The 19,529-nt window shown below is 44.5% G+C and carries 16 protein-coding genes; 2 read left to right on the plus strand and 14 right to left on the minus strand.

Annotation, left to right across the window (positions count from 1 at the left end):
* Positions 1-16 precede the first annotated feature (16 nt).
* The 3 genes from PF479_RS19670 to PF479_RS19680 form a co-directional block, all read right to left on the minus strand.
* Positions 17-439: a 4Fe-4S binding protein gene (locus PF479_RS19670; RefSeq protein ID WP_298010496.1), complete on the minus strand. Its 423-nt coding sequence runs from the start codon at positions 437-439 to the stop codon at positions 17-19.
* Complete coding sequence (locus tag PF479_RS19675; protein WP_298010499.1) at positions 436-1,620, minus strand: homocysteine biosynthesis protein; 1,185 nt, start codon at positions 1,618-1,620, stop codon at positions 436-438. The genes PF479_RS19670 and PF479_RS19675 overlap by 4 nt, the downstream gene beginning before the upstream one ends.
* A gap of 105 nt (positions 1,621-1,725) precedes the next feature.
* Positions 1,726-3,462, minus strand: a complete 1,737-nt coding sequence (locus tag PF479_RS19680) for a methyl-accepting chemotaxis protein (RefSeq protein WP_298010502.1) — start codon at positions 3,460-3,462, stop codon at positions 1,726-1,728.
* Between the two features lie 139 nt (positions 3,463-3,601).
* Here PF479_RS19680 and PF479_RS19685 point away from each other — a divergent pair, with 139 nt between their 5' ends.
* On the plus strand, positions 3,602-5,623 hold the full coding sequence (locus PF479_RS19685; protein WP_298010505.1) for a methyl-accepting chemotaxis protein: 2,022 nt from the start codon (positions 3,602-3,604) through the stop codon (positions 5,621-5,623).
* On the opposite strand, the gene PF479_RS19690 is transcribed toward PF479_RS19685, so the two are convergent.
* The 8 genes from PF479_RS19690 to PF479_RS19725 are packed head-to-tail and all read right to left on the minus strand — an operon-like array spanning position 5,616 to position 15,072.
* A complete protein-coding gene (locus PF479_RS19690) occupies positions 5,616-7,415 on the minus strand; it encodes an adenylate/guanylate cyclase domain-containing protein (protein WP_298010508.1) in 1,800 nt (599 codons plus the stop codon). The genes PF479_RS19685 and PF479_RS19690 overlap by 8 nt on opposite strands.
* Complete coding sequence (locus PF479_RS19695) at positions 7,408-9,024, minus strand: adenylate/guanylate cyclase domain-containing protein (RefSeq protein ID WP_298010511.1); 1,617 nt, start codon at positions 9,022-9,024, stop codon at positions 7,408-7,410. The genes PF479_RS19690 and PF479_RS19695 overlap by 8 nt, the downstream gene beginning before the upstream one ends.
* Positions 9,024-11,180, minus strand: a complete 2,157-nt coding sequence (locus PF479_RS19700) for a response regulator (protein ID WP_298010513.1) — start codon at positions 11,178-11,180, stop codon at positions 9,024-9,026. The genes PF479_RS19695 and PF479_RS19700 overlap by 1 nt, the downstream gene beginning before the upstream one ends.
* Positions 11,181-11,184: 4 nt before the next feature.
* Positions 11,185-12,606, minus strand: coding sequence for a CheR family methyltransferase (locus PF479_RS19705; protein ID WP_298010516.1), 1,422 nt, complete (start codon positions 12,604-12,606; stop codon positions 11,185-11,187).
* Positions 12,607-12,610: 4 nt separating this feature from the next.
* Positions 12,611-13,630, minus strand: a complete 1,020-nt coding sequence (gene cheB / locus PF479_RS19710; RefSeq protein ID WP_298010518.1) for a chemotaxis-specific protein-glutamate methyltransferase CheB — start codon at positions 13,628-13,630, stop codon at positions 12,611-12,613.
* Positions 13,627-14,166 (minus strand): hypothetical protein, encoded by a 540-nt coding sequence (locus tag PF479_RS19715; RefSeq protein WP_298010521.1) that lies wholly within the window; start codon positions 14,164-14,166, stop codon positions 13,627-13,629. The genes cheB and PF479_RS19715 overlap by 4 nt, the downstream gene beginning before the upstream one ends.
* Positions 14,153-14,659, minus strand: coding sequence for a chemotaxis protein CheW (locus PF479_RS19720; RefSeq protein ID WP_298010524.1), 507 nt, complete (start codon positions 14,657-14,659; stop codon positions 14,153-14,155). The genes PF479_RS19715 and PF479_RS19720 overlap by 14 nt, the downstream gene beginning before the upstream one ends.
* Before the next feature lie 17 nt (positions 14,660-14,676).
* Entirely contained in the window at positions 14,677-15,072 is a 396-nt protein-coding gene (locus PF479_RS19725; protein WP_298010527.1) for a hypothetical protein, read from the minus strand.
* Between the two features lie 247 nt (positions 15,073-15,319).
* Between PF479_RS19725 and mprF the strand changes: the two genes are divergently transcribed.
* Positions 15,320-17,896 carry a bifunctional lysylphosphatidylglycerol flippase/synthetase MprF gene (gene mprF, locus PF479_RS19730; protein ID WP_298010530.1) on the plus strand — a complete coding sequence of 859 codons (2,577 nt, stop codon included), beginning with the start codon at positions 15,320-15,322 and terminating at the stop codon, positions 17,894-17,896.
* Between the two features lie 31 nt (positions 17,897-17,927).
* Here mprF and PF479_RS19735 read toward each other — a convergent pair whose 3' ends face one another.
* Genes PF479_RS19735 through PF479_RS19745 form a run of 3 tightly spaced genes read right to left on the minus strand, consistent with a single transcriptional unit; the run spans position 17,928 to position 19,529 of the window.
* On the minus strand, positions 17,928-18,374 hold the full coding sequence (locus tag PF479_RS19735) for a PTS sugar transporter subunit IIA (protein WP_298010533.1): 447 nt from the start codon (positions 18,372-18,374) through the stop codon (positions 17,928-17,930).
* Positions 18,375-18,384: 10 nt separating this feature from the next.
* Positions 18,385-18,873, minus strand: coding sequence for a universal stress protein (locus tag PF479_RS19740; RefSeq protein WP_298010536.1), 489 nt, complete (start codon positions 18,871-18,873; stop codon positions 18,385-18,387).
* A gap of 17 nt (positions 18,874-18,890) precedes the next feature.
* Entirely contained in the window at positions 18,891-19,529 is a 639-nt protein-coding gene (locus PF479_RS19745) for a V-type ATP synthase subunit D (RefSeq protein WP_298010538.1), read from the minus strand.

The raw sequence follows: 19,529 nt of genomic DNA on the forward strand, positions 1-19,529 counted from the left end.
TACAACAATCCTTAACCTAAAACAGGGATGAAACCGCAGCAAAGGGGCAGACCTTGATGCAGCTCAGGCACTCTATGCACTCTTCCGTATTAAAGACGATCTCCATGGTGTTCCGGTCGGGAATGGACAGGGCATTGGTCGGGCAATGGGGTACACAACTGCCGCACTGGGCACACTTGTTTTCATCCCATGCCAGACCCTTGTTGACAGCATCAATCCTGATGCCCAGAGAACGGATAAACTCGGTGCCCTGGAGGATGTGCTCTTCTGTTCCTGTGACATCCAGAACCAGATAGCCCTCCTCTTCCGGGGTGACTCTGGCCCGGAATATATTGATGATCAGATCATAATCTTTCACCAGATGATAGACGATGGGTTTTTCGGTTTCGCACTCGGGAAAATAAAGCATGAGCTTTCTGGTGATGGGCTCGGTACTCATGATGAGGCCTCCTTCAAGGGCTTCATAGACTGTTCGAGCGGGAGGGGGGCAATGGGCCGGGTCAGAAGGAATTGACCGCTTCTGATTTCCTCCTGCAGAATTCCGGCTATTTTCCTGGCCTTGCTGTAGGAGGATAATCCTCCTGCCTCAATTTTCTTTCCATCCAGCATAATGCTGCCCGACTTGAGCTCTTCATAGCTCACACTGCCCAGAACCCGGCCGGTCCGTTCGGGATAATCGGTGGAATAATCGATAACCTGAGCCATGATATCCCGGTCTCTCACAGTGGTCTGCAGAAGCATCTGTTCATCCAGGATGGGAATCGGAATCCCGACCCCCACGGAGAGGGAGACGCCATACCCCTTCAAACTGACTCCCCTCACGAACTCGGGAAGCATTTTTTTCATATCCCCCGTCAGAGCCAGGGTTCCGGCCCCTTCTGAAGGCACTCCCAGATGTCCCCTCTCACATGTGGGAGAGTGCTGGGTTCCCTCGGAATAAACATGACCCTGGGCTCCCGCCAGCCAAACCCGGGTACCCACACCGATGGTCCTGTAGAAGGGATCATTCAGCAGGGGTGACAGCTGCCCGGCAGAGGAGTAGCCGCAGTTTTTCATCTGGGGTTTCAGGTATCCCAGATAGGTATGTATGGGTCTGTCTGAGGTGTTGACCGCCACATTGTAATTCTGATAACAGTTGCGGGGATTCACCATGATGCACTGGTTTAGATCATTAATGGTAAATGTTGTGCGCAGCTCTTTTAGAGGATATTCATCCGTACCGTAAGACAGGGCAAAGAGTTGTACTTCCTCACCTGCCACCAGCTTTTCCATAACATGGCCGCCGCCGAAGCGGAAATCTCCCGGATAATCCCTGTTGGCCGGATCATTGGCCTGGAGCTGTGTAGCCCCCAGAAAAAGATCCACCGCAGCCACACCCGCATAGGTGCTGACATCGTCCAGCCAGGCTTCGGTCATCCGCATCTTGGGTTTGCTGTGACCGAAATTGAGAAAACAGCCGGAGGAACACATAGGGCCGAAGGTCGCGGTTGTGACCACATCCACCTCTCTGGCAGCCTGGTCCAATCCTTTTTTGTCTACATAGTCTATGACTTCTTCCGCCGTGAGTACCACGGCTTTGCCGGAAGAGATCTTATCGTTGATTTGTTCAATGTTTTTCATGATACTAAAGAGAATATCCGGTATGGAAAAAAAAAGCGATATATTTATTTCATTTCAAAAGACGGGGATATCCTTTCAGAACCGGGAGGACAGTCACGATTGTTCTTACCCGGCTAATTCATTCAATACCTGTATCAATTCTTCCAGGCTTGTAGCCGTACCGGCAGTGGTTTTGATCCTCATGGAAACATTTTGTGATGACGATGAAATTTCCTTCATAGTCAGTAGGATTTGTTCAAATCCTAAAATCTGTATCTGAATGTTTTCACTGATAGAATGAGCCGATTGGGAGGTCGTGGTTGAGGTATCCTGAATGATCCCGAAGGAAGCTTCGGTTTCCCGGGAAAGGTTCCACCCCGAATCTATCAGTTCTGTCGTTTCTAAAGATGCCTTATGAAGCATCGTACTCTCTTTCTCAATATAATTGATTTTTTCACGGATTTCTGTTGCTGCATTGACCGTATTATCAGCGAGCCGTCTTACTTCGGAGGCCACAATTTCAAAGTTTTTCCCGGCCTCACCGGCGGCAGCTGCTTCAAGTTCTGCATTAAAAGCGATGATTTTCACCTGGTCGGCAATGGACTTGATAATGGCGCTTACATCTATGATGGTCTTGATATTCTCATTGAGGGAATATACAAAATCGATGGCCCTGTTATTGGAATCTTTCAGTTGTGCCATGGTATTCAAATACTGCTTCAGAGTCTGGATTCCCTGACTGACCTTATCCAGATTATTCTCCGAATGATTTTTAACGGTCAAGGCCAGCTCTCCCATTTGACGGCTCAATCGGTTTGAATCTTCCATGGTCGCAACAACCTCGGCTACTGCGGCAGCCTGATCATTGGTGGCTCCTGCATCTGCCTGGGAGTTCTCTAATAGGTCGGCAGAGGAAATGGAAAGGTGTTTTACCGCATCATTGACCTTACCGAGAATATTAGAAAACCGGGTCATGACTCTGTTCGTGATAGCCGCCAATTCTCCAAGTTCATCAAACGTCGTGAGGTAAATCAGTTCCGCATGATCTTCTCCGCTCTTGTCTGTCCTGATATTCTTCATTTCAGACAGGATTTCATTGATCTGCAGATGAAACTCAATCCTGGACAGAAAATTAGGCCCCAAACTCATTATGAAAAGAAAGAGTCCTACAAAAAAGACGGGAGCAACATATTGATTCATGCTGAGAATATCCGTGGACTGTGAAAAATACCAACCCAGATAGGTCATTTGTACAATCAGGTAAAAGGATGAAACCATGATGGCAATATAGTCTTTATACCGTGCAAAAAGATCCTTCTCTCCGTCTCTGATATCAATGATCTTCAACTCCCGTTTTATGGGGATCAGCAGGAGGTTTATGAAAAAAACAACATACAAGGCTCCCAATATTCCGCTTGAAATCTTCAGCATGAGTCCGAAAAGATAAGGAATGCCGCTATCTGCCTGCCAGCCTTTCATAGCATAATAAATGGTCGTACCGATGAACCAGACTCCCATCTGAAACAGGATGATCATCCTGGGAACACCTATGGCCGCTTTTCTTGCCAGAATATAAGCTTTCCCCCGCTCTTTTCTGGATGAATATTTTTCTGTATGGAAACGAAACAAGGGGGATAAATAACGGAAGATAAGAGTCATCAGAATCGTTGTGAATATGATATAGAGCCCCACAACTGAGGGCTTGAAGGATATGATGATACGCTCTGAAAAAGTCATCTGCAGGTCATCGAATCTATTATTATACATAGAATTGATAAATTCGCTGGAGAACAGAGAGATGAAGAGACTGAAGTAGAGAATTGAAGCAATACGCCTCTTTGTCTGTTGTATTTTTTTTCGCATATGACTCCCCGGGCTTCAGTTGATATGGTTTAATTATAGCAAGATAGATGGAATATATAAAACAATTTATTATGTTTGTTTTTTCCCGTCTTCTTATTTAAAATAATTCTATAGCAGTTCCAAGAAAAAAGGGGATGAAATGAGAATCAAAAGCCTGTCTGTAAAGATGCAGATTGCCCTGGATATCGTCTTTATATGTATAATGTTGCCCCTTTCCCTCCTGATTTACCAGACTCTTAAAGTAGATACAGAAAGAAAAAGCATCACTGAATTGTCCAACATAACGGAAATGGTTCGGTCAAGCATAGAGCTGAACGTTCAATCAGCTGTAGAAAATCACCTCCGTTCCATTGCTAATAAAACAAAAGATCTTTTTGCCTATGAATATGCAAGGTATAAGAAGGGCGAGATCAGCGAAGAAGAGGCCTATGAGAATTCCAGAAAGATTCTACTGAATCCGGATTATGGAAAAATTGGTACCAGCGGTTATCTGGCGGGTATTGATTATAAGGGAGTCCTTGAAATACATCCGAAGTCTCAAGGGGTGGATGCCAGCGGCTTTGAGTTTATGCAGAAAGCCATAGCGATGAAAGAAGGCTACCTGGAATATATGTGGAAAAATACCGGAGAGGAAACTGAAAGGAAGAAAGCCGGTTATTTAAGCCCCTTCACGCCCTGGAATCTGATCATCTGGGCTTCCAGTTATTCATCAGAGTTTTTATATTTAATAGATACAGACCTTATAATCAGTGCGGTTAAAAAGCTGAAAATCGGAAGCGGAGGCTATGCCATTGTTCTCGATTCTAAAGGAAAGATTATTTATCATCCCGAATCAGTGGAAGAAAATCTGTTCATCGATACAAATGGCAATCCGGCAAATACTCAGCTGCAGCAACTTCTGGAGAACACCGAGATAGGGCAGGAAAAAACGGGATATTATCCGGGAGAGTCCAGGGGAGAAGAAAGACTGGTCAGTATAGCCAATGTGGAATCTATGGGCTGGTATGTTCTGACCAGTATTTCAACAGATGAAATTCTAAAAACTGTCAGGACTATCAGACGCATTTTGATCCTGGGTTTTCTGGTCACTTTTTTCCTGATCAACTTTGTGATCTTTATCCTGTTCAGACATATTCTGAAACCCCTGAAAGAAATAAGCATTATTGCAACGGCTGTATCCAGGGGCGATATCACACAGAAAGCCGAAGTCCTCAGACAGGATGAAACAGGGGTTATCGCAGAGCAGGTCAATATTATGACCGACAACATGAGGCAGATTGTCCAGAGGTTAAAATCAGATGTAATGACCCTGAACGACTCTATTCAGGAAATGAGCAGTTCCTCCGCTGAGATATCAACAACCTCCAATGAACAGGCCTCGGCTGTTAAGGAAATTGTTTCAACCATGGAAGATTCAGACAGACTGAGTAAGGGCATTGAGAAAAAAGTAGCTGAGGTGTCACAGATTGCCGATCATTCCAAATCCATCGTCAACAAGGGGGTGGACCATGTGGAACAGAGCCTGGTTAAAATGGATGAAATCAGGATATCCAACCATGATACTATTTCTGGAATCAGGTCTCTGAGTGAAAAAATAGAGGCTATCTGGGAAATTGTAACCATCATCAACAGTATTGCCGATCAAACCAAAATCATTGCTTTCAATGCAGAACTGGAGGCATCCGCCGCAGGTGATGCAGGAAAGAATTTTCAAATTGTAGCCTCGGAAATACGCCGTCTGGCCAATAGTACGGTGAACTCCACCAGCGAAATTAAAAATAAAATAAATGAAATACAGTACTCATCAGACCGCCTGATTACCGCATCTGAAGATGGAACGAACAAGATTGACGAAGGAGGAAAATTAACCGAGATTCTCCATCAGACTTTTGAAGAGATCCTCCAGACCTCCGAAATATCTGCAGACTCGGCCAAAGATATCTCCACATCCATCAGGCAGCAGGTCCTGGCATTCGAACAGATACTGCTCACCCTGAAACAGATCTCCGCGGGAATCAACAATTTTGTCATTTCTACAAAATCTACTGCCGATATCACTCAGAGGCTGAAAACAATGTCCGACAATATTGCCGAATTTTTGTCAGGCTATAAGACGGACCTTGAAGAGGATGAGGATGAGGATGAGGACGATTTTATTTAAAATCCAGGATGACCGAACCATCCCAGTTTTCAGGTTGTACAATTTGATAATCGAGACATCGCTCCAAAAGAATCTGGGAAACAAGATCCTCTGGTAGAAGATTCAATGCCTTCTCCAGATATTCTGCAGCACTATACCAGTTTCCCAGGGTGTACATCTTCAAAGCTCTCATAAAAAGTTTCTGCCAGGACGGTGTGTAGAGCGCCGGATTCACAACAAGGGAATAGATCTCTGTGGCAGTGCTTTTTCCTTTAACCTTGGCCCTGTCCACCAGCCTGCAGTAGTACTCTTTTCTCAGACTCTCCCAGACAACCCTGGAGATAAGAATATCCTGATGATAGTATTTAGTCAGGCTTTCCAGACGCGCGGCCAGATTAACCGTATCGCCTATAGCGGTATAATCGAATTTGTCAGAGCATCCGATATTTCCAATGATGGCTTCTCCCTCATTCAGTCCGATCCCGATAGAAAATCCTTCCTCCGGCAGGATCAGACCATCTATGGAGATCTCATTGTATCGGCGGATCATTTCCAGAGCAGCCTCGGCGGCCCTGCGGGTATTATCCAGATAACTGATGGGAGCACCGAATAGGGCAAAGACCGCATCACCGATGAACTTGTCTATGGTTCCTCCATGACTCTGAATGATGCGGACCATATTTGTAAAATGGTCATTCAGAAAAGAGACAACCTTACCAGGTTCATTGTTCTCAGCAATAAAATCAAATTTCCTCATATGGGAGAACAATACGGTTATGTTTCTTTTCTCGCCGGTGAGCAGGGCTTTTTCAGACTCCTTGAGAAGAAGATCATCAATAATGGCTGAGGGAAGAAACTGGGAAAACGCACTATAAATTGTTTGGGAGTCCTCGATTTTCCTGTAATAAGTCATACTTCTCTGAAGCAAAGCAGAGACCATTTCTCCACAGCGGGCTGCCAGCCGACCAGGAATATGTGAGTCTGCATTCATAAGAGATCCCAGAGTAAGATGTCCTAGAGAAATCCCTTCATAAATGAGCTTCCGGCTGCTGATGATCCGGATATGTTCTGAGTCCACCTGACCGGCGAACCCTCCAGTCGACACGGCTGGGAGAATAGGAGGGACTCCTTCTCTCTTTTCACTTTTTTTCAGACAGGCACTTGCCAGTTTGTCCATCATATCCACCGTCATGTCCAAACGGCTATGGAGATGAGTCATATGAAATTCAGGAGAAAAACAGTGAATAAAAACAAAATCAGCATCGACCAGGTCGGACAGTCTGGATGTTATATTTCCCAAAACTTCAGCAAAAGTCAAATCTGTAATATCCAGACCCTCCAGTTCACTTTGGAGATATTTCAGGGAGATTTCCTCGCGGATCAAAAACCGGGCTCTTTGCTCCAGAAATCCCGGAGAAGCAAAACCATCCGGAACCTGCCAGGTGCCTCGGGAACTCAATATTTCACGCCCTCTATTCAGACAATGGTCAAGGATTTTACGCCCCCGGTCAAAGGAATCAGGGTCCCGGGATAAACAATAATCCACGGGAAGGATCTCAATAAAATCATGCTCTCCACAAAACAAAATCGGGATTTTATTAAAGCCCTTGATGCTCTTTATACAGAATAGCAACTCTACAGGATGCTCAGAGCCGGTATCGCCCAGAAGACAAACCGGTGGAGGATCATGGAAGAAAGCCTGAATAAAGGCTTCTTCAGATTGAAAAATTTGCCATTTGTACTCGGAAAAAAGAGCAGTATAGGTTCCGGAGAGAAAGGAAGACCCTTCCAGATAGAAAATTGCTTCAGACATCATTCTCTCCGGTTTTTGGAGTATAGATGCGCATTGTTTCTTCCATGCTGATCGAAATGGTGTCGCACAACTCCAGGACGGGACTGGGGCCGATCCTTTTCATGGCATCTTCAGAAACAAGGATGGATCCGGCATAGTTTTTCGTGAGAGCCTCAAGCTCCTCGGCAACACCGATAACATCACCGATGGCGGTATAATCAGCCTTTTCCATTGAGCCCACATTGCCGATGATGGCAGATCCTTGATGAATCCCTATCCCTATATTATATTTCCCGTTCTCCAGAATGAGATCTGTACAATCCACACTGGAAAGTGCCTGTATCATCTCAATAGCAGCCTTGACCGCCCTGGCAGATTTATCTTCAGTGTCCATAGGCACACCGAACATGGCTACGATGGCATCTCCTATAAATTTATCGATGGTGCCTCCATGCTTTTTGATAATGGAGACCATAACATTGAAGTGCCTGTTTAAAAAATCAACGACTTCCTGAGCCCCATTTTTTTCGGTAATCGTCGTAAAAGAACGGATATCGGAAAACAGTATGGTGATTTCACGCTTTTCGACCTTCTCTTCTTCCTTTGATTTTTTCTTATTTATCAGATCCGGAATAATTTCCATGGGGACGAAACGACCGAATATATTCAGAATTTTTTTTTGCCGACGCGACAGTTGATGAGCCCGGAGGGCATAAAAGAAAGTCCCCGATCTCATTTGGATATACGCTTTGATCTTCTGGGTCATTTTGTCTGAAAAGTAATTATTCTGAAGATGACCCAGATGCAGAGAGGCCTCGACTTCTCCTTTCCTGTTGCAGATGGGAAGATAAAAATAGGAGCTGATCTTTTGCTGATTCATATTCAGCTTAGAAAAATCCTCTCTGCCGGCAAGAAAAAAGATCTCTTTTACCTCTTCCAGATTCAATCCCTGGAAATGACTGAAAAAATCACCCAGGCAGAAGTTCATAAAGTCTTTGTAATCCTGCATAAAAACCATTTTGTCAGGTTTTACAAAGGCACAAGCCTGCATATTGTCATTGATGAGTATGAGTGCCAGATGAGGTTTAACGAGGGTCTGAATCTGATTCAGCAGGGATTCCAGATATCTGTGCAGACCAGGTCCATCACCCGGGACATCCGAGTCAATCTGGTTCAGACGGAGCAGATCCAGGTGTTCTGTCAATCGGAGCCCCTGGGAAGAAGAGGACATGGACGGAAGGACCGCCGGATCTGCAGATCGAGGTCTCTTCGGGGACGGTTTATAATCCAGAAGATTCTGAAAAAGAGACTCCCGATGTAAATATCGGCTCCCTCCAAATGAGTAAAAAAGGTTCATACGGCTGATATTCTTTTCTTCATAGACAGCCCAGGCAGGAATGTCTCCCAAAGGCAGATATTCCCGAATACTCAGAAGTCGATCCAGTAATCCGGCTTCATTTGTCAAATCAAAGATGATCAGATCAGTCTCTGTGGAAATCTTTAGAAAATCATCCCCTCTACTCATCTCTGAGACATGAACATCCAGTTTATCACCGAAATGGTCCACCAGTGAATCGCCGAGGGAAGAACCGGAGCGACTGATCAGCAATACGCTTTTTACCCCATTCATTATCCAATCAGATTCCTGACTTTCTGAAGCAGACTGCCCCTGTCGAAGTCTTTTTTATTAAACACAGCATCCGCACCGAGACTCGTCACCGACGCCTCATCGTCCGCCTCGGAACTGACAACGATAATGGGCGTGGTTGCAAATTTTTCCTGTCTCCTAATATTCTCAATCAGAGTTTTTCCATCCATTCTCGGCATATTGAGATCTGTCAGAATAAGATGAAAATACCGGCTTCTCATCTTTTCCAGGGCATCGATTCCATCCACTGCCATTTCAACGTTGTAGCCGTCCAACTCCAGGATGGATTTCTCTATTTCTCTGGTCGAAAGGGAATCATCCACTACAAGAATTTGTTTAAACTCTTTTTCTTCATTTGAAAATCGTTTGCGGAACTCAATATTCCGGATTCCTTTAAAACGATTAATCAGATTAGGGATATACAGAATATTAATTATTTCAAAATTCTCATCAAATACAACACCCTGAATTACCTTTAGATTTACAAGATTGCCTGGAAGAGGTTTGTAAATGAGGGATGAAAACTGAATAACTGAATCCACAATGATCCCGATGATATCCCCCAAAGATTCAACAACAACGACTGACAATTTTTCGGGATTAGTAATACGATCGATATCCAACAGTGCCGCCAGAGGATAAACCGGAATGATCTGATCCCTTACCCGAATAGCGTTCCGGTTCAGTATAGACATAATTTCATCTCTGGTGATGATCAGAATCTCACGGACGAAAGCAGCGGGGATTAGAAATCGTTCGTCCTGGGACGAAACGAAAAAACCATCTACCGTTGCCAGGGAGAGAGGCAGAGACAAGGAAAAGACAGTTCCCTGCCCCTCTTCGCTGCTGAGGGTGATCTTGCCTTTGATATTTTCAATATTAGTTCTGACAATATCCAGGCCGACACCACGACCGGAAAGATTGGTAATTCTTTCGCGGGTTGTAAATCCTGAACGGAACAGAAAAGAAGTGAGACCACTGTCTTCCATCTCCAAGATTTCTTCTTCCATATCCGGATAAAATTGCAAAGCCTTGTTCCGAATGCCAGAGAAATCCAGCCCCCGTCCATCATCTTCAATCCTCAGCAGGATTCTGCCGCTTTCAGAACTGCATTTGATAGTGATATGACCTACATGATCCTTTCCTGAAGAATCCCGCTCTTCAGACGACTCGATTCCATGATCTATGCAATTTCGGATGATATGAATGATAGGATCATTTATCTGCTCCAGAATCGTCTTATCGAGTAAAAGGTCTGTGCCGCTTGTTTCCAGATTTATCTCTTTATTCATAGCCAGCGCGGTTTCTTCCACCATTGTCTTTAATGGATCAAGAACAAGTTCCAGAGGAAGCATCCTGAGTCCGAGAATTAACTCCTGCAGATCAAAACTGGAATGTTCGAGCTGAACCATTCCTTCTGAATAACCCTTCTGAATGTTCTGAACCATTTTATACTCTGTTTGAAGTTCATTATCAATCTCCTTCAATTCGGGCAGCCTCTCGCAGAGAGAATGAATCTTATTCCGGGTTTCCCGAAGATTCTGTTCCAGAACCTGAATTCTTTCATTTTCCCGCTTGAACTGGAATTGCTGAATGATCAGTGTATTCAGCTGTTTTATAATATCATCAACCTTGGAAATTTTAATCCTTACGGTATCGTAATCCTTTCCTCCCATGGTATCCCGATGGTTCATATCAGGACCGCCTTCAACGCCGCTGGAATCATTTTCAAGCTGAGTCAAAGAATAGGGAATCCCTGCAACAGCTTTTTGAAATATATCCAGGAGTCCTTTGATCTTGATATCATCATGTCCGCGAAGAGAGATCTGATTAAGAGCTTCTTCCATATGTGAAATAGAAGTCAGGACAAGTTGAATCAAAGGCTTGGTGATGATATAGCGTTGATCCCGGACACCTTTGAAAATATCTTCCAGACCATGAGCGATTGACTCAATGGATTCGTATTTCATCATTCTGGCACTGCCTTTTATGGAATGCAGAAGCCTCAGAAACTCGTCCAGCTTTTCGGAATCCGAAGGGTTTTTCCGTAATATGATGATGACATCGCCTAATGACTGGATGTTCTCACGGGACTCATTCACAAAGTTTTCAAGAAAATCATTTCGGTCAATTGCCATATTCTCAAGTCCTCCCTTTTATGTCTGGAAGCATGCTTTCACATATCATTAAAAAATACCGGGCATTAAAACCTTCCAGCATGAACTGGTAGTCGTATCTGTGATTATCAATATATTCCCGGATATCACCAATAACCCTTTGAAGTAAATCCAGCCTCCGACTCTGGCATTCAGGAAGAATCCTGACCAGATAATAACGGGCCGGCCATAAATCCTGATTATACTTCAAGCATTCAGTAAATTTATCCTCAGCCTCGGCAGTTAAGCCTATTCTGTAATAGAAATATCCTTCCAGAAAAGAAAATAGTCCGGGGAAATTGCGGACATCCTCTTCCGGACATTCCTCCAGAAACTGCAATCCCCCCGTAGAATCATTCTTCTGAAGGTAATATAGAACTTTGATTGCAATATCCACAGCAGATTCCATCTCAGGACTGCCTTTCCGGCAGATTTCATTGTTCAGCCTGATGGCGACACGACGGCAAAGATTCTGTTCACTGCTTCTTTCCCGTTCAGACTCTCTTTTTATGGGGCTTGGAGGAAGCGCTGATGTATCAGAACTCAGACTATGGACAGCACTGACGATTTTTTTCTTTAACAATGTAGGGGACAAGCTCTCGGGATCGTGTTTTCTGAAAAAGTAAACATTCCCCTGCTCTTCTACAAACAGGGCAGGATGAGATATAAGAGGCAGTTCAGAAGTAGATAAAAAGAGAACTCCACCGGATTTCAGCTTCTCAGCAACATTATCTATTATGATTCTCTTATTTTCCATATTCATGTATATCAGGGTGTTTCTCAAAAAAATTACATCCATTTGCGGATACTGGTCTCCCTGCTTCTGGAAGAGATTGTTAAGCTTGATATCTATTTTTTCAATATGAGAAGAATCTATCATCCAGCGGCCATCATCATCACGGCAGGCCAGGTTCTGAATCAGAGGAGCATAAGAGTGCCCATCCTCCCGAAAAGATCCATTTCTATAAATTCCCTTACGGAAACGGGTGAGCATATCATCACTTATATCGCTGGCATACATATGAAAGGAAGATACTTTGTTCCCGAACACCTGTATTCCCAACGCATACAGAGAAAGAGCTTCTTCTCCAGATGAACAGCTGGCACTCCAGATATTGATATCTTCGTTTTTTTGACTCAGAAGGGGAAACAACTGCTCTTCAAGAAAGGAAAAATGCTTCTCCTCCCTGAAAAAATAGGTCTCATTGATAGTGACTGCTTCCAGTAATCGATTATATACCTCAGGATTCGAAGAGAGGATCTCCAGATAGGAATGGAATGATTGACCCGAATGCTCCAATCCCTCTGTTATAAACTGGCGTACCTGATGATAATTACTTTCGGGCAATGTTATCCCTGTATCCTTCTCAATAAACTGAATCAGCAATAAAAAATCTTCGTCAGTCATAAAATCAACCGACTCTTCTGATTATTTCTGCAGCGATACTGTCCAGAGGAAGTACGACACTGGCAGCCTGAAGCTCAACAGCAGCCTTGGGCATTCCATAAATCATTGAGGATTCTTCATCCTGGATCAGTGTGATTCCACCGCCCTTTACAATGTCGAGACAGCCGAGACTGCCGTCTCTCCCCATCCCGGTCAGCAGGACGCCCAGAACGCCGGCTCCAAAGGCTTTGGAGGCTGATGAAAACATTTTATTCACCGAAGGTTTCTGATTATCCACTCTGGGACCGTCATCCAGCATGACAGAACTTTCAGAACACAGGAGATGCCGGGTTGCAGGAGCAATCAGGACGGAACCAGCATTCAGATTATCATAATCTTTTGCCAATCTTACTTTCAAGGATACAGATTCATCCAGCCATTCGGCATATCCCCCGTCAAATCCTTCCTCTATATGCTGACTGATGAGAATGGGGACCGGGAAATCTGCGGGTAAGCCGGATAACACAATCCGGACGGCCGAAGGGCCACCAGTGGAAGCTCCGATGACAACTATCCTGATTTTTCTGCCGGGTTTTGCCGCGGAGATCCCCATGGGTGTGACAGCGGAGGGGCTGGTTGGGTGAGACTGGAATCTGAAAGATGAAAACCGGACGGCATGGTCCAGGATATTCTTTAGATTTTCAAGAAATTCCGGATCATTCATCTGATAGATATCCGGTTTGGGAACCACTTCGACAGCCCCGTTGTTCAACGCCATATATCCGATACTGCCCACATCTTCACTGGTCAAAATGACAATGGGGAGAGGACTTTCCTTCATCAATATCCCGGTGGCTGTTATGCCGTCCATCTCAGGCATATTGATATCCATCAACAGGAGATCAGGCTTAAGCTGGCGGACGACTTCAATCCCTTTCTTGCCGGTTGCGGCTTCTCCTACAACATCATAGCCCCCCAGGGATTCCAGCATTGTCTTCACCATACCTCTGACCAGCATTGAATCATCCACGAGCACAATCCTCATGATTTTTTTCCTTTCAGCACATTGATGATTATCAATTCCAGATCGATATAGTACTGGATGCGTCCGGACTCGGGAAACCGGCAGCCATAGAGCCCCTGTTCCCTCAGTAGACGCCGAACCCCCCTGGGAGATAAATAAATCTCATCAAACACCAGCTTTTTAATTTCCGAATGACTGGTAATAATTAACCCCAGAGATTCCTGAGAAATCCTGGGGTTTCGGGCCAGAAGTTTTTTAATCAAAGGCTTATTCTTGTCAGTGAAATTATCAAGTCTCATCAGGAGACAGAGGCAGGACTTATTGCCTATTTCACAGGCATATATATCCTTGAGAAACTGATCACAGTCGAACAACAGAATATTGTTTCCGTTATATTTAAACACTTTATTTATATACGTCAGAGAACTCTTTATCGTCCTGATATCATTCAGGGTTGTACTTCCTGAAAACTGGCTTCTATTTACGAAAAAATCGACATTATCATAATTCAAGAGTAAGAAATCCTGCCTGCCGCCGCTGGTTTCATACAGCGCCAAGATCTGCCTCCAGCTTTTTTAGAACACTTTCCAGGTTCAGTACAAATATTTCTTCCTCTTGAGGAGAAATGGAACCCAGGAAATAGTCATCATCCTGAGCTTTGGACGTGATCTTATGAAGGTCAGATTCAGGAATTTTCACAATTTCCAGGACATCTGATATCAGCAGGGAGAGATGATCATCATCCCTTTTTAAAATCAGATACGTGTTGGAATCCAGGTTCTCCCGTTCAAAAATGACGGTGAGGTCTATCACGGTATAGGGTTCTCCATGCCTGTTGATGAACCCCCGGATATAGGGCGGTGTAAAAGGGACATAAAAAGTGGGGATCCCACCGATGATCTCTCTCACATCATCAGCATGGAGTGCATATTTATGGTCATGAATATTAATGATCATATATTTTAGCAGAGGTATGACGACCACATTGTCTTGTTTGCGTCCCCCGTCGTGAGTCTCTTCAATTTTTTTCAATAGATCCTGATTCTGCATAATTAAACCTGTCCTATTTATTTATACTCAATATCACCGGCTGCTGTGAAGATTTTTTTCTGCCCGTTACTGAATCCGATCCTGCTGATAAGCAGGTCTATCACACCCTGATCTAATTCTCCGGTATTAAGAAAAGCAATACCCATATAATACAGTTCCTGAAGATCATCCTTGCGGACCCAGCGGCAAATGCCCCGGGACTTCAATTCTTTACCGGCAAAGGCAGCGGTTCCCGGAAGAAGGATTCTATAGAGAGATCCTTTCCCCAGGGCGATTGGATTTTCTGACATAAGCATAAAACCGTCATACGTAATATCAACGATCTTACCTACCTCGACCTTTGATTCTTCATCCAGACAATCCAGATAAATCATGAGGGTCCTTCGAGTTTCTCTGCGATTACTATTTGCCATGTATGGACTCCAGACAACTAATCAATTCAAGAGTACCTATCCTCTCAAATGATCATTGGTATGATTAACATTCTAACTCTCAAAATTGCGTGAGAAAAGGTAAATAAAAAAAAATCAGATCGAAAGTTCAATTCTGCCTGATAAACGGAGACCATTGATGAGACCTCCAAGACTGGCAAATCTGTTCCCTCTCTTATACAATCATCATATAAGAGACTTGGATTGATCAAATGAAGGCGGACAAGAATTGAAAAAAAAGTGGCTTCAACTCTTCACATGGATCTTTATCCTTTTGATTTTCACACTAGCCTGCTACTCCATCTACCGGGAATTGCATGCCTATAAACTCAAAGATATTCTGCATGAAATCAGACAGGTCCCACTGGGGAAAATCCTACTGGCCTTGGTTGCCACCTTTCTCTCCTATACGGCTCTCACCGGATATGATGTTCTCGGTGTCAAATATGCGGGAAAAAAATTACCTTACCGGCAGATAGCGGTCACATCTTATACCAGTTATTTTTTCAGTTACAATATTGGTCTTTCCGCTTTATCCGGAAGTGCCGTCCGTTACCGCTTTTATACGGCCCAGGGTCTTTCGGCAGTCGAGATTATGAAGGTCCTCGGATTTTGTCTTCTCACATTCTGGATTGGATTGATTGCATCTGCTTCGTTTTTTATGGTCTTCACTCCCGTTCAAATTCCCCAACTGGCACATCTTCCTTTTGGTTCAACCCGGCCGCTGGGAATTCTATTTATGTCCATTCTTGCTCTTTACCTTCTACTCGTGATGTTTAGAAGAAAACCTCTGATCATCAAGGGAGCCGAGTTCAACCTGCCCTCTGCGGCATTAGTCCCCTTACAGCTTTTCTACAGCCTGATTGACTGGGTCATGGCCGGTCTCGCCCTGTATATCCTCCTTCCCCAGTCTCTGCATATTTCTTTTCCGGAATTTCTGGGACTCTTTATCCTGGCTCAGGCTTTGTCAGTCCTAAGCAGTGTTCCAGGAGGTGTGGGTATCTTCGAATCTCTAATCCTCCTTTTCCTATCAGGAAAAGGTGAGACCAGTCAGCTCTTTTCTTCCCTCTTCCTGTACCGCCTGGTCTACTATCTCATCCCTCTCGCCTCAGGAATGCTGGGATTTCTGGGACATGAGATTGTAAGAGAAAAAGAAAAAACAACCAGGATTTTAGGGTCTCTGGGCCGATGGATGTCTGGTTATTTTCCTGTGATTCTCTCTATTATGACCTTCATCGGTGGTGGAATCCTGATTTTCTCCGGGACAACTCCCGCTCTGCCTGGAAGAATGGAATGGATTCGGGATGTCGTTCCTCTGCCCCTGGTGGAAGCCTCCCATTTCCTGGGAAGTCTCAGTGGTTTGATCCTGATGATTCTGGCTTTGGGTTTATTAAACCGGACCAGGGCTTCCTACTTTATGACCCTGGCTTTTTTTCTGGCGGGAAGCCTATTTTCTTTACTCAAAGGCTTGGATTTTGAGGAAGCGGCTGTATTATTTCTTTTTTTTCTACTTCTCCTGCCTTATAAGAAATTCTTTTACAGAAAAGCAAGGATTACAGCCGACAGCCTGACTTTATCCTGGTTTGTTCTGGTTTCCATCGTCCTGGTCTCCAGCGTCTATCTGGGTTTCTTTTCCTACCGGCATGTAGAGTACTCCCATGCCCTCTGGTGGAAATTCACCGTCCGCTCAGATGCCTCTCGTTTTCTGCGGGCCAGCCTGGGTGTAGTCATGACTCTATTAACAGCTTCTGTTTATATTCTCTTCCGTACAGGCACCAGCCATCCCGGGCAGACAGATCAGGAAGGAAAGAATCATATTGCGGAGATGATTGAGGCCTGGGGTGGTTCTGAAGCCTCTCTGGCATACCTTCCTGATAAATATTTTCTCTATTATCCTCCAGCTGTAGAACCTGTAAAACCATCGGGTTTTTTGATGTATGGGGTCAGTGGAAAAACCTGGATTGCCATGGGCGACCCTGTAGGTCCGGATGAAGTTGTCAGAGAATTGATCTGGAAGTTCCGCCAGGAAACTCATCATTTTGACAGCCGGGCTTTATTCTATGAAATTACACCACGCTATCTTCCCTATTATATAGAACTGGGTTTTTCTTTATTAAAGATTGGAGAGGATGCCATCGTCAATCTGGAGAAATTTACAATGCTGGGTCATGATAGAAGTTCAATGAGAAACACCCTAAACCGCTTGAACAGGGAAGGTTTGACCTTTGAAGTCCTGGAAAAAGACCAGACTGAGAGTGTATTGTCAGAATTGAAAACAATATCAGATGACTGGCTTGAAGATAAAAATGCCAGGGAGAAAGGCTTTTCCCTGGGGTATTTTAATGAGACCTATCTATGCCGGTTTCGAACGGCCCTCATCCGGGATTCATCGGGAAAAATATTAGCATTTTCCAATTTATGGGAATCTCCGGGTCAGAAACAGGTTTCCATAGATTTGATGCGCTATACCAGAAACACTCCTCCCGGACTCATGGATTACCTCTTCATCCGATTGATCCAATGGGCCCAGGAGTCGGGATATAAGACTTTTGATTTAGGAATGGCCCCTTTTTCAGGCTTACCCGACAAAACGCTGGCTCCCCTCTGGAACCGCCTGGGTTCTACCCTCTTCAAACATGGAGAGAATTTCTACAATTTTCAGGGATTGAGGCAGTACAAGGATAAGTTTGATCCCCATTGGGAACCCCGCTATATTGCGTTACAGGGTGGTCTGACCGTACCAAGAACTCTTCTGGATCTAACGTCCCTCATCAACGGCAGTCTTATGAAAGCTGTTAAAAAGTAGAATTAACTGCAGACATGAGAGGAACACGGCCCTATTCCCGGAACATTTCGACGACTTCTCCGGCTGTCTGGGAAGAGATCAACACCCGCAATAAGGCAGCGGATTGGGAGATCCTGGCAATTTCAGAAAGGACCTGCAGATGCATCCCCGATTGTTCCGGCGGAGCCAGAACAAGAAAAAACAGTTTCGACGGCTTGCCGTCCAAAGCCTCGAAATCGACTCCCATGGGGCTGATTCCCACAGCCAGAACCAGATCCTTGACCGCATCCGTCTTTGTGTGAGGAACCGCAATTCCCGCACCGAGACCCGTGCTGCCCTGACCTTCCCGAATCAGGAGGGCCGCATAAATAGATTCCAGGTCATCAATCTTGCCAGCCTCCTGCAGTTGGACCAGGAGTTCTCTCAAGATTTCATTCTTTGTAGTACCTATAAGCGGGACTTTAACACAATTTTCTGATATCAAATCAAGTATAGCCATGAGTTATTCCTTACACCAAAGATTCATACAAAGACCAGACCCTGTCTTCATTTTTAACAATCAACACTGAACAACCCACACTGCGCATGGCCCGTTCCACCTCATTATAGAACTCATCTCTCCGGCTCTGAATCCGGGATAATTCACCGATGATCAATAAATCGATGTCCAGTTCATCCACTTTATGCTTTATCTCAGAATTAATAGCCCCGCTGGTCTTGATCGTCTCGATGGCCAGCCCCTTCTTTCGGGCTAAATCTTTGACATGATTTAAATATCGTCCTGCATCTTCTTCAAGGTCTCTCTTATATTCTCTCTCTTCCGATTCGATAAATATACGGGAGCGCAGCAAATCGTTCAAGGCCCTGGTATTTACGACATACATGGCAGTGAGGGATGCACCTGTGCTTTTTGCAAGGCATACCGCATACTGAGCAGCTATTAAAGACTCTTCTGTTCCGTCTAAATAGACCATCAACTTTTCTATGGGTCCGGCCATTTCTCACTTCCTTATATTTATATGTTAGAACTTTCCTTTCTGTTTTCAAGCCTTTGTTTCACCATTTTCATCAAAATCAGCATATCCCGTTCATTTTCTTCGAGCCTGTTTACTATAAACTTGACACTTTCGGTCAGCTCGGGGATGGCGATTTTATCCAATGCATTGACTTTTCGAATCGTTTTCCGCACCTCATTGGCAAGGCGGATAATTGAAATTTTCAATTCTGCCAGACGGCCCATCAGTTCAAGAGCCTTTTTAAACTCCTCCAGACTGGAATCTATCCAGTAGCTCGTACCCAGAGGGGAATAATAGGGTCCATGTTCAACAAAGGAGGTTTCCACAACGGGGAGAGAAACACCCATGATCTTTCTTTTTGAAATATCGACCTTTGTTTCCATATTCACGGCGCTGGAAATGTTGAGAACTTTCCTTTTCCCCACGGCCAGTGCGGCGGCTTCCAGAGATTCATAGGCCTGGGCCAGGGACTTGTCTACCCGGTCCTGATAATCCACGGCCTGATCAACCAGATTCAAAAGCTCAATAACCAGGATGTTTCGTTTCTGATCCAGCAGTTCATAGCCTAAACGGGCAAATTTAAGCTCACTCTTCAGATTAAGGAGATTGGTTTTTGTCGGCGCTATGTTCTGACGCAT

Origin of the sequence: Oceanispirochaeta sp. (assembly GCF_027859075.1) — a bacterium.
In the GTDB taxonomy this organism is placed as follows: Bacteria; Spirochaetota; Spirochaetia; order DSM-2461; family DSM-2461; genus Oceanispirochaeta.

What these genes read in the sequence shown, in the direction of transcription:
- PF479_RS19670 (WP_298010496.1), bottom strand. Translation starts at nt 439, where the DNA reads ATGAGTACCGAGCCCATCACCAGAAAGCTCATGCTTTATTTTCCCGAG.
- PF479_RS19675 (WP_298010499.1), bottom strand. Translation starts at nt 1,620, where the DNA reads ATGAAAAACATTGAACAAATCAACGATAAGATCTCTTCCGGCAAAGCC.
- PF479_RS19680 (WP_298010502.1), bottom strand. Translation starts at nt 3,462, where the DNA reads ATGCGAAAAAAAATACAACAGACAAAGAGGCGTATTGCTTCAATTCTC.
- PF479_RS19685 (WP_298010505.1), top strand. Translation starts at nt 3,602, where the DNA reads ATGAGAATCAAAAGCCTGTCTGTAAAGATGCAGATTGCCCTGGATATC.
- PF479_RS19690 (WP_298010508.1), bottom strand. Translation starts at nt 7,415, where the DNA reads ATGTCTGAAGCAATTTTCTATCTGGAAGGGTCTTCCTTTCTCTCCGGA.
- PF479_RS19695 (WP_298010511.1), bottom strand. Translation starts at nt 9,024, where the DNA reads ATGAATGGGGTAAAAAGCGTATTGCTGATCAGTCGCTCCGGTTCTTCC.
- PF479_RS19700 (WP_298010513.1), bottom strand. Translation starts at nt 11,180, where the DNA reads ATGGCAATTGACCGAAATGATTTTCTTGAAAACTTTGTGAATGAGTCC.
- PF479_RS19705 (WP_298010516.1), bottom strand. Translation starts at nt 12,606, where the DNA reads ATGACTGACGAAGATTTTTTATTGCTGATTCAGTTTATTGAGAAGGAT.
- cheB (WP_298010518.1), bottom strand. Translation starts at nt 13,630, where the DNA reads ATGAGGATTGTGCTCGTGGATGATTCAATGCTGGTCAGAGGTATGGTG.
- PF479_RS19720 (WP_298010524.1), bottom strand. Translation starts at nt 14,659, where the DNA reads ATGCAGAATCAGGATCTATTGAAAAAAATTGAAGAGACTCACGACGGG.
- PF479_RS19725 (WP_298010527.1), bottom strand. Translation starts at nt 15,072, where the DNA reads ATGGCAAATAGTAATCGCAGAGAAACTCGAAGGACCCTCATGATTTAT.
- PF479_RS19735 (WP_298010533.1), bottom strand. Translation starts at nt 18,374, where the DNA reads ATGGCTATACTTGATTTGATATCAGAAAATTGTGTTAAAGTCCCGCTT.
- PF479_RS19740 (WP_298010536.1), bottom strand. Translation starts at nt 18,873, where the DNA reads ATGGCCGGACCCATAGAAAAGTTGATGGTCTATTTAGACGGAACAGAA.
- PF479_RS19745 (WP_298010538.1), bottom strand. Translation starts at nt 19,529, where the DNA reads ATGCGTCAGAACATAGCGCCGACAAAAACCAATCTCCTTAATCTGAAG.